Origin of the sequence: Massilia sp. CT11-108 (genome assembly GCF_047302915.1) — a bacterium.
In the GTDB taxonomy this organism is placed as follows: Bacteria; Pseudomonadota; Gammaproteobacteria; order Burkholderiales; family Burkholderiaceae_D; genus Telluria; species Telluria orientalis.
Genome location: NZ_JBKYMO010001158.1, coordinates 1 through 596, shown reverse-complemented (window position 1 = coordinate 596; position 596 = coordinate 1). Strand labels below are relative to the sequence as shown.

The window sequence follows — 596 nt, the reverse complement described above, 5'->3', positions numbered from 1 at the left end:
CCCGCGGCCAGCGCCGGCCGCGCCCCCGCGCACGCCGGCTTCGCGCTGAGACTGATCTATGCGCAGTACGCGCTGAAGGCCGTCGGCCTCGTGCCCATGATGGTGTTCCTCGTCGATTACGTGGCCCGCGGCCTGCACCTGGGCAGCCATACGGCGGCGCTGTTCTGGGTCGTCTACGGCCTCGGCGCGACGGGCGGTCCGATGCTGTACGGCGCGCTGGGCGACCGCTTCGGCATCGGCACCGCGACGCGCATCGCGCTGGTCCTGCAGATCCTCGCCGCGGCCGTGCTGGTCCTCGCGCACGGCCTCGCCGGCCTGCTGGCGGCCACGTTCGTCATCGGCACCTACCCGCCGGGCATCGTGCCGCTGACCCTCGGCCGCATCCGCCACACCCTGCCGCAGGACGTGCCCGCGCAGGGCGCCGCGTGGAGCCGCGCGACGACGATCTTCGCGTTGTTCCAGGCGCTCGCGGGCTACGCGTATTCCTGGATCTTCGCCGCGACCGGGGGCGACCATCGCGTGCTCATGGAGATCGGTGCCGCCGCCCTCGCCGTCGCGCTGGTGTCGGACCTGCTGCTGGCGCGCGCGGCGTGGGC

1 protein-coding gene is annotated in these 596 nt (G+C 74.0%); it reads left to right on the top strand.

Translation table 11 applies throughout. The annotated features are described in order from the left end of the window. The coding region (locus ACEN88_RS33720) for a YbfB/YjiJ family MFS transporter (RefSeq protein ID WP_413346707.1) at positions 1 to 596 on the top strand (596 nt) is incomplete at both ends.